This window comes from Nostocoides sp. (assembly GCF_035343835.1).
In the GTDB taxonomy this organism is placed as follows: domain Bacteria; phylum Actinomycetota; class Actinomycetes; order Actinomycetales; family Dermatophilaceae; genus Nostocoides_A; species Nostocoides_A vanveenii.
In genome coordinates, this window is the sequence record NZ_DAOQZV010000137.1 from 1 (window position 1) to 8,709 (window position 8,709).

Consider the following 8,709-nt stretch of genomic DNA (forward strand, 5'->3'; position numbering starts at 1 on the left):
CTGCGCCGCGATATAGAGCCCCGCCTCGGACCGGCGCATCTCCGCGCGGGCCGTGGCCACGAGTGTGACCGCGGGATTGAAATGGGCGCCGGAGATCGGACCGAGCGACCAGATGAGCACGGCCAGCGCGCCGACGGTGGCGACCGCATTGATGAGCAACTGGAGGCCGACGTCCGCAGTCAGCCTCGTGGCCATGATCCCGGAACCGACGACGGCGGCCACGAGCGTGGCCGTGCCGATTCCTTCGGCGGTGGCCCGCCGTGCGGCGGGGTGCACGGGGGAACTCATTGTGCGGGTGGTCCTGAGGCCAGGTCGGATCGGTCGCTCAGCAGCACGCGCTGGCCGCGGGCTCGGGCAGGTCGAGGAAGGACCGCACGCCAGTGAGGGATTCGAGGCGCACGGTCCAGTGCACCCAGCGGCCCCGTTGTTCGCGGGTGACCAGACCGGCGTCGAGCAACTTGCGCATATGGAAGGACAGTGTCGGCTGGGTGATGCCCAAGGCGTCAGGCAAATGGCAGGCGCAGGCGGTGCCGGCCTCGGACTGAGCCAGATAGCGCAGGAGCCGGATGCGGGTGGGATCCGCCAATGCCTTGAACACGTCAGCGAGGACGGCGGCGTCGGTGGCCGGGAGTAACTCGCAGTCGGCTCCCCGGCAACAGACATCGGCATCCAGGTAGGCCGTATGGGAGTGCGTCGCCGTCATGGGGCGACTCTAGCCGCTTGTATTGACAAACGTCCATACGACCGTTTGACTTCATTCATAGAGAAGTCTCTATACATGGAGGAGCTGGTATGTCGAGTTCGGTGCTGCCGGGGCCGGTGATCCGGGTGTTCGAGCCGGCGTTGTGTTGCAACACCGGGGTGTGCGGACCGGAGTTGGACGAGCGCCTGGTCGCGTTCACCGCCGACCTGGACTACCTGCGCGGGCTCGGGGTGGACATCGATCGCCACAACCTGGCCAATGACCCGGGTGCGTTCGCCGCCGATGTCAACGTGTCGGCCTTCTTGCGCGTGGCTGGCTCGGCGGGGCTGCCGGTGGTGCTCGTCAACGGGATCACCGTTGCGACGGGACGCTACCCGGCCCGATCCGAGCTGTCCCGGTATGCCGGTATCGCCGCCGACGACCAGGCCGCAAGAGCTCATCGAGACCTGGGCCTGTCCCCGGTCACCCCCGGCGTCACCGAGTGTTGCGTCAGCGACCACGCATGCACCGCCGCCGGGCCGGGGTGCTGCTGAGTGATGCCGTCATCCCCGGCGTTCCTTGCGGATTCCCCGCGCTTCCTCTTCTTCACCGGCAAGGGCGGGGTGGGCAAGACCTCGTTGGCGTGCGCGAGCGCAGTGGCGTTGGCGCGTGTCGGCAAAAGCGTGCTTCTGGTCTCGACCGACCCGGCCTCAAATGTGGCGCAGGTGTTCGGGCAGGTCGTCGGCCACGAGATCACTCCGATCACGGGTGTCGCGGGGTTGGCTGCGTTCGAGATCGATCCGCAGGCCGCGGCCGCGGCATACCGGGAGAAGATCATCGGCCCGGTGCGAGGCCTCCTTCCGGACGCGGAGATCGCCGCGATCACCGAGCAACTCTCCGGGTCGTGCACCACGGAGGTGGCCTCGTTCAACGAATTCACCGACCTCCTCGCCGACGACTCACTCACCGGGGCGTATGACCACATCGTTTTCGACACCGCCCCGACCGGGCATACGATCCGGCTGCTGCAGCTGCCGGGCGAGTGGACGAGCTTCCTGGACGCCGGTCAGGGTGACGCCTCCTGTCTGGGCCCCATGGCGGGCCTGGACAAGGCGCGTCGCACGTATGCCGCAGCCCTGGCGCGGCTGGCCGATCCGGCCCTGACCCGGCTGGTGTTAGTGGCACGCGCTCAGCACTCCGCGCTGACCGAGGCGGCCCGGACCGCCGGAGAGCTCTCCCGCGTCGGGATCAGCCGGCAACACCTGGTGCTCAACGCCCTATTGCCCGACCCCGGCCCGACGGGAGACCCACTCGCGGTCGCCATCCATCACCGCGAGGCGGCCTGCCTGGCCGACCTGCCCACGGCACTGAATCTCTTGCCGCGCAGCCTTATCCACATGCGGCCAGCCGCGATCCTCGGCGTGGGAGCCCTAAAGGACCTGCTGACCGAGACCGCACCTCGGGCGTGCGCGTCTCCCGTCCTGACGCCCATGCCGCGATCGCTTCCGGGCATGGACACTCTGGTGGACGAGCTGGTCGCGGCGGATCACGGCCTGATCCTGTGCATGGGCAAGGGCGGGGTCGGCAAGTCGACGATCGCGGCCGCGATCGCCGTGGCTCTGGCCGAGTGCGGCAAGCAGGTGCACCTGTCGACCACTGATCCAGCGGCACGCCTCGATGACGTCCTCGCGGGCACGGCCGACGCGCACCTGGAGGTCTCGCGAATAGACCCTCAGGCGGCGACCACGGCCTACCGGGAAAAGGTGTTGGCGACCAAGGGCGCCGCGCTGGACGATGCCGGCCGCGCCCGGCTTCGCGGCCACCTCGAGCACCGACCCATTGTTAGCCGCGCGCGCGGGGGCCGAGGCTCCCCATCTCGATCGCGTTCGCGAGCTCGCAGCCCGTCTCGCGGTCGTCCCGCTCCTGGCCTCACCGCCCACGGGTGTCACCGGCCTGCACTCGGTTTTCCCGCAACCCGTTTGACCATCCCACGACGACTTGAGGAGCCTGAACGCAATGGAGATCGACCGCGACACCCTTACCCGACAGCTCATCCACGACCTGTCCTACTCCTAGAGCGGCGTGTTCGACAGCCAAACCATCGAGGCCGCCGTGACGGGCGCGTGGGATCTGCTGGCCCCGCGCTCGACGATCCGTTCGTTCTTGCCGATCCTTGTCGCCCGGCAGGCGCGCGAGCAGTTGATGTCCACCGCGCAGGCCCAGGGCAAAGTCGCCAAGAAGGTGCCGGAACTGCTGTTTGTCTGCGTGCACAACGCGGGCCGATCACAGATGGCTGCGGCACTGGCCGAGCACCTCTCTGCGCGACGAGTCCACGTGCGCTCGGCCGGGTCCGCCCCGACTGGCGAAATTAACCCGATGGTGGTCGAGGTCCTCAAGGAGCGCGGCATCGCGCTGGGAACGGCCTATCCAAAACCACTCTCGGACAGCGTGGTTCGGGCCGCCGACGTCATCATCACAATGGGTTGTGGAGACTCCTGCCCGATCTTCCCGGGGAAGCGGTATGAGGATTGGCAGGTCGCTGACCCGGCCGGCGCACCGATCGAGGCGGTCCGGGAGATCCGCGACGACATCCAGGCGCGCGTCACCACCCTGCTGCGGCAGATCCTCGACTGACGCCTTCACCGACCACCATCCGCGACACCCCGTCCCGAAAGGCTTGATCCTCATGTCTGACCAGCCCACGCCCCGCCCGTCGGTGCTCTTTGTCTGTGTCCACAACGCCGGCCGCTCCCAGATGGGGGCCGCCTACACCCACCATCTCTCCGGCGGTCAGGTCGAGGTCCGGTCTGCTGGGTCGGCGCCGGCCGACACCATCAACCCGGCCGTCCGCGACGCGATGCTCGAAGATGGCATCGACATCTCCGCGGAGAGCCCGAAGGTCCTCACCACCGAGGCCGTCCAGGCCTCCGACGTGGTCATCACGATGGGCTGCGGCGACACCTGCCCGATCTTTCCCGGCAAGCGATATGAGGACTGGGCACTGCCGGATCCGGCCGGCCAAGGCGTGGCCGCGGTGCGCCCGATCCGGGACGAGATCAAGGCCCGCGTGCAGAGCCTGCTCACCGAGCTAGGTGTCGGCCCCATGGTCCACGCGCTCCCCGACTGACCGCGGGCGGCCAGGCACCATCAACCACGCGAGTCCCTTCTCGATCGCGCCTGCGCCGCTTGCGCCGACCTCACCGGCCGACGGGTCACTGGCTGCGACTCGTCGGGACATAGGTCGTCGCGATGATGCCGTCACCGAGGTCGAGGCTCGTGGTCTTCTGCAGGTCGAGCAGGTGCGGCAGCCCGGCGAGCAGAGTAGGTCCGTGCCCGGCGATCCGGGGATGCACGACGAACTCGTACTCATCGATGAGGCCCGCAGCGGCGAGGGTCAGGGGGACCGAGACGCCGCCGAGGAAGAGGCCGTCCCCCGGCTGCTCCTTCAGCGCGCGGACGGCCTCGACGAGATCCCCATGGATGAGCTCGGCATCCCAGTCCACCGCTGTGAGCGTCCGGGACGCCACGTGCTTATGAATGGCGCTGATGGTGGTGGCGAACGGGGCCGTCCACGCCGGCATACCGGACTCCTCGACCGGCGGGCGCCACGCGGACTCCATCATGTGGTAGGTGACCCGGCCGAAGATCAGGGCGTCGGCGCGGGCGATGTTCTCGGCCGCGTGGTGGTGCAGAGCCTCGCTGGGGATACCGACGCGGTGGTCGACACAGCCGTCGAGGGTGACATTGATGGAGTAGCGCAGGGGTCGCATCTTTCGACGCTACGGCAGATTTCGCACCGATCAGACGTTGTCGAGCAGGCACTCGACGCGCGCTCGCAGCGTGGCCGCATGCGTGGCGACGACGCCCCAAACCAGTTCGTAGTCGACGGCGTCATAGTCGTGCGCGAGTCGGTGGCGCATCCCGGTCGCGCGTCGCCAGACGGGGTCGCCTCGTCCCTCGTCGAGGAAGGCCGCGGGGAGGCGACGGACGGCCTCCCCGAGTTTCAGGACGAGCGAGTCGGCGGCGAGTTTGGGGACTTCCAACTCGGGATCGGAGTCGTACCACTCCCGGCCCCGGGCGGCGAGTTGCTCGGCGCGAGCACACAGTCGCGCCACATCGCGCAGCCGATCCGTCGTGCCAGGCTCGAAGGTCGCGTCGAGGTCGCTCACAAGGGCACCGCGGTGCGGGCGATCTCGTGGTCGGCGGTGATCGACCTGGAGGTGACAATGTCGACGGGGATGCCGAGGAGTTCCTCCAGGGCGTCGGCGCCATCGATCAGGTCGAGCAGGTCGCCGTCGTCGGCGAGATCGACGAGGAGGTCGAGATCGCTCCCCGGCCCGTCGGTTCCCCGCCCGGCAGACCCGAAGACGCGCGGCGCCGACATCCGATGCTCGGCCAGCACAGCGAGCACCTGTGCGCGCTTGGCCGCAACCGCCTCGCTCGGGCGCGGTCGAAGTGCACTCAGGCGCTCGATCATCTCCGGTGACGGCCTGCGACGCCCGGTCTCATGGGCGGCGATTTTCGGTTACGCCACTCCGCTGCGGGCCGCCAATGCGGCCTGGCTGCAGCCCGCGGCTTGTCGCATTGCGAGCACCTCATTCATCCCGTCACGATATTGCGTGATATGACCGGTTGGCGGTGCGCTTCATCCCGGCGGATTCCGCGCAGGAGCGCGAGATCCCGGCGGATGTAGCGCAGGTGGGCCCGCTCCTCCTCCAGGATCACCCGCACGCAGTCGCCAACGGTCGGGCGCCAGTCCTCGGCGCCCCACGGGTCCCGGCGTTCCTCGGCGAGCATCTCGGGCGTGACGCCGGCGAGGACGTCGGTCACTCGCTGTTGCCGCTCGGCGCGCACCGCGAGGATCTCTTCGTAGGCCGGCGGCTCCGTGCAGAAGGGCGAGGTGTCGACGCCCATCTCGGCGGCTCCGGTGAAGAGCAGGCCGATCTCGTGGAAAGGCTGCTCGCTGCCTTGGATGGCGCCGCGCAGCCAGGTGTCGGTCGCGAGGATGAGATGGCGCAGCGTCTGCGCGAACGACCACTCGTCCTCGACGTGGAGGTCCACCCATGCCACCGGCGTGTCAGCGACGGTCGCGGCCCAGGCCGCCTGCACGGCCACCCAGCCCTCGCGCAGACCCGCAGGTGTCGTCGACTTCCGCAGCGCGCGGCCGGGGAAGCGCCGGTCCAACTCGGCCTCGACGAAGGGCACCACGTCGACGCCGTTGACGAGAAGTGTGCCCATCGCGAGGACGTGGCTGTCGATGTCGAGGCCCGCGACGTCGACGCTGCGCATTGTCACGCCGCGGACGTCGGAGAAGCGCAGCGTCGTTCCTTTGAAGCTCGACCTGACGAGGGTCGCGCCCTCGAACTCATCGGTAGGGGAGTGGGCCACCATCGCCCCCTCATGGCCGACCCCACCGACAGCCCCTCTCAGCCGCCCAACCCATCCAGGAACGCCGTCAGCTCCGGCGCTGGGTCGCCCGCAGTCGAGATATTGGCTGTCGCCACGACCAGCGCGAACAGTGCGGTCGCTGCCGTCAGCGCGGAAAGTGTTGTCAGCAAAAGCTTTTCGCGAAGTGGCGTCGAGACGTCGTGTCGAGCCTGTAGGCGCCGACGCAACAGCCGGACCGAGCCGGTGCCGAGACCGATCGCCAGCAGCCACGCCAGCGCCGCCAGCACCAGGTGGAAGAACACGAAGTCGGTGAGCACCGCGCCCGCCGCACCAGTGGAGCGCCCCGCGGACACCTGCGCCGACACCTGCGCGAGCGTCGCGGCATACGACGCGTCGCCGTCGGCGGACGGCAGCAGCGAGACCGCGGACGCCAGCGGCGCCAGCGCCCCCTGGAGGTTCGCCATCACAACGAGGGCGGCGAAGAACGCCAAGCCGCTGGCCACCACCAATGTGACCGCCTGGCCGTATGCCCGGCCGCCCACCACCCAGCGCCGCCTCGCCTCGCCCGCCACGCGCCAAAGCGCCAGACCTGCCGTCGCAGCGAGCGCCGCCTTGACGACGTGGTAGTCGCGCCAGCCCTCGACGAAGTCCCGAAGGGCGGCGGGGCGTTCGGCGCTGCCCTCGGCGACCCAGGCCGTGATCACGCCTTGTGCCCGCGACGACAGGTCGACCCCACCCCGAGCGACCGGCACGGCCAGCGGCGGGACGACGACGAAGGCGACGACGAGGATCGCCGAAAGAAGAAGGGGGACAACGGCATACGATCGATTTGAGCGTGACAGAGGCGTCATGGCTGACTCACCTCCGGCGCGCGCAGCCCGCGGAACGCCAGCGTGGCGGCCAGCGAAATCTCCCACGCGAAGAGCGGCGCGGCGAGCGCCGGAACGACCTCGGTGCGCCCGAACATCACCAGCAGGTTCATGCCGAGAACGATCGCTGACCCGGCGAGCCCGAGCGCGGGGATGAATCGCGGCACCAACCGCGTGCGCCACAGAAGGACGGCGAGGACGGTGGCGTTGGCCGGGTTGATCAGGCCCGGCCCGACCAGAAAGGTCCAGTCGTGCAGCAGGTGCAGCCCCGCGACGACGTCCGGTGACAGGTCACTCGCCGCTGTGGTCGCCGGCCGCGCAACAACCGGCAGCATCGCCACGACGCCGACGAGGATGACCGCGGCCTCCAAGGTGCGGAGGGCGAGATAGCCGATGGCGCTGCCGACGCCGTGCCGGCGCAAGAGCGGATAGAGCGCCATCGCCGTCCCCACCACCGTGACGGCGAGGAGGACTTCGAGCAATGAGCCGAGCAGCACCGAGGTGCGCCCGGCCGGCGCGGCGCCGGAGTCGAAGGTCGAACCGCCATACAACGGGACGGCGGCCACCGACGTGATCCACGTCGTCAGATAACAAAGGGCAGCGGCCCGCCCGAGGCGCCGCTGGGTGGTCGGGGTGAGTTGGGACATCGGTCATTTCCTCGATCGATAAGGGTGTACGGCGTACACCTGATGGTGTGTCGAGCGTAGGTGTACGATGTACACCACGTCAAGACGAGAGGATTTCCGTATGCCGCGCACCGCACTCCGGCGGGATCCGCTCAGTCGCGAGGCCGTTCTGCGAGCGGCGGTCGCCGTCGCCGACGAGCGGGGCTTGGAGGCGCTCAGCATGCGGCACCTCGCCGAGCGGCTCGGGGTGGTGCCGATGGCGCTCTACAAGCACGTGGCCGACAAAGAAGACCTGATCGACGGCATGATCGAGATCCTGCTGGCTGACCTCCCGCGACCCGCCGCCGACCGGCGTCCCCAGTGGCGGGAGGCTGTTGTCGCGAGCATCGCCGGGGTGCGCCGGCTGCACGGGGACCACCCGTGGCTGCGCCGGGCTCTGGAGACCCGCACCCTGCGCACGCCCGCGGTGCTCGGGCACATGGAGCACCTGAGCAGCCTGTTCCTGGCCGGCGGGTTCAGTGCCGACCTGACGCACCACCTGATGCACGTGCTCGGAAACCGCATCTGGGGATTCAGCCCGGAGCTCTTCAACGAGGCGCCGGGCCGGGCGGCCCCCCGGCGCAGCACGGCGGCCATACCGGATCCGGGCGACTATCCCGGCATCCTCGCGATCGCGACGGACGCCCGGGCGCGCCGGCCGGACGCGACCGGGTGCGACGAGGACTTCGAGTTCGACTTCGCCCTCGGGGTCATCCTCGATGCGGCCGAGCGCCTGCGTCGCGGACGCTGGTCATCTCCGCACTGAGGCAGACGGGTCAGGCCTCCGCTGGAAGCGTGGGATGGTCAGTCGGATAGATGCCCACGGCGAAGCCATAGGTGGTCTCGCCCGAGCGCGGCAGCGCGTCGAACTCGGCGACGAGTGCGGACATCCGGTCCCAGAACTGCCCGGCCTGCTCCGCGGATATCCGGGCGTGGCGGATGAAGCCCCAAAGCGTGCCGTCCATAAACGCCCCCGCGGACTCGCGAGCTGCAACCTCGAAATCGTTGAAGTCGCGCGGCATCTGGTCGCCACCCGATGCTTGCGCAGCTACATAGAACATCCGCGCCGTGCGCCCATAGAAGCGTTCCTCGATCGCCCGGACCT

At 69.2% G+C, this 8,709-nt stretch carries 13 protein-coding genes and 1 pseudogene; 5 read left to right on the top strand and 9 right to left on the bottom strand.

Going from position 1 to position 8,709, the window contains the following annotated elements:
- Both PKH97_RS10525 and PKH97_RS10530 read right to left on the bottom strand, forming a co-directional pair.
- Window positions 1–288: aquaporin (locus tag PKH97_RS10525; protein ID WP_324387364.1), on the bottom strand; the 288-nt coding region annotated here is incomplete at its 3' end.
- 37 nt (window positions 289–325) lie between these two features.
- Entirely contained in the window at window positions 326–703 is a 378-nt protein-coding gene (locus tag PKH97_RS10530; RefSeq protein WP_324387365.1) for a metalloregulator ArsR/SmtB family transcription factor, read from the bottom strand.
- 89 nt (window positions 704–792) lie between these two features.
- Between PKH97_RS10530 and arsD the strand changes: the two genes are divergently transcribed.
- Genes arsD through PKH97_RS10550 form a run of 4 tightly spaced genes read left to right on the top strand, consistent with a single transcriptional unit; the run spans window position 793 to window position 3,809 of the window.
- The gene (arsD, locus tag PKH97_RS10535) at window positions 793–1,236 is read left to right on the top strand and encodes an arsenite efflux transporter metallochaperone ArsD (RefSeq protein WP_324387366.1); all 444 of its coding nucleotides are present in this window, start codon (window positions 793–795) and stop codon (window positions 1,234–1,236) included.
- A gap of 3 nt (window positions 1,237–1,239) precedes the next feature.
- Window positions 1,240–3,054, top strand: a complete 1,815-nt coding sequence (locus PKH97_RS10540; RefSeq protein WP_324387367.1) for a TRC40/GET3/ArsA family transport-energizing ATPase — start codon at window positions 1,240–1,242, stop codon at window positions 3,052–3,054.
- Complete coding sequence (locus tag PKH97_RS10545) at window positions 2,972–3,316, top strand: heat-shock protein HtpX (RefSeq protein ID WP_324387368.1); 345 nt, start codon at window positions 2,972–2,974, stop codon at window positions 3,314–3,316. Before PKH97_RS10540 ends, PKH97_RS10545 begins: the two co-directional genes overlap by 83 nt.
- A gap of 52 nt (window positions 3,317–3,368) precedes the next feature.
- Window positions 3,369–3,809 carry an arsenate reductase ArsC gene (locus PKH97_RS10550; protein ID WP_324387369.1) on the top strand — a complete coding sequence of 147 codons (441 nt, stop codon included), beginning with the start codon at window positions 3,369–3,371 and terminating at the stop codon, window positions 3,807–3,809.
- Window positions 3,810–3,894: 85 nt separating this feature from the next.
- Here PKH97_RS10550 and PKH97_RS10555 read toward each other — a convergent pair whose 3' ends face one another.
- From PKH97_RS10555 to PKH97_RS10580, 6 genes are all read right to left on the bottom strand, one after another.
- On the bottom strand, window positions 3,895–4,452 hold the full coding sequence (locus PKH97_RS10555; RefSeq protein WP_324387370.1) for a dihydrofolate reductase family protein: 558 nt from the start codon (window positions 4,450–4,452) through the stop codon (window positions 3,895–3,897).
- Between the two features lie 30 nt (window positions 4,453–4,482).
- Window positions 4,483–4,851, bottom strand: a complete 369-nt coding sequence (locus PKH97_RS10560; protein ID WP_324387371.1) for a HepT-like ribonuclease domain-containing protein — start codon at window positions 4,849–4,851, stop codon at window positions 4,483–4,485.
- Window positions 4,848–5,159, bottom strand: a complete 312-nt coding sequence (locus tag PKH97_RS10565) for a nucleotidyltransferase domain-containing protein (protein ID WP_324387372.1) — start codon at window positions 5,157–5,159, stop codon at window positions 4,848–4,850. The genes PKH97_RS10560 and PKH97_RS10565 overlap by 4 nt, the downstream gene beginning before the upstream one ends.
- A gap of 122 nt (window positions 5,160–5,281) precedes the next feature.
- The gene (locus PKH97_RS10570) at window positions 5,282–6,073 is read right to left on the bottom strand and encodes a DinB family protein (protein ID WP_324387373.1); all 792 of its coding nucleotides are present in this window, start codon (window positions 6,071–6,073) and stop codon (window positions 5,282–5,284) included.
- 35 nt (window positions 6,074–6,108) lie between these two features.
- Window positions 6,109–6,921 carry a hypothetical protein gene (locus tag PKH97_RS10575; protein WP_324387374.1) on the bottom strand — a complete coding sequence of 271 codons (813 nt, stop codon included), beginning with the start codon at window positions 6,919–6,921 and terminating at the stop codon, window positions 6,109–6,111.
- Complete coding sequence (locus tag PKH97_RS10580; RefSeq protein ID WP_324387375.1) at window positions 6,918–7,586, bottom strand: DUF4386 domain-containing protein; 669 nt, start codon at window positions 7,584–7,586, stop codon at window positions 6,918–6,920. Before PKH97_RS10580 ends, PKH97_RS10575 begins: the two co-directional genes overlap by 4 nt.
- Window positions 7,587–7,686: 100 nt before the next feature.
- Here PKH97_RS10580 and PKH97_RS10585 point away from each other — a divergent pair, with 100 nt between their 5' ends.
- Window positions 7,687–8,370: a TetR/AcrR family transcriptional regulator gene (locus PKH97_RS10585; protein ID WP_324387376.1), complete on the top strand. Its 684-nt coding sequence runs from the start codon at window positions 7,687–7,689 to the stop codon at window positions 8,368–8,370.
- Between the two features lie 10 nt (window positions 8,371–8,380).
- On the opposite strand, the pseudogene PKH97_RS10590 reads toward PKH97_RS10585, so the two are convergent.
- A pseudogene (locus tag PKH97_RS10590) lies at window positions 8,381–8,709 on the bottom strand (ArsR family transcriptional regulator); the annotation flags it as partial.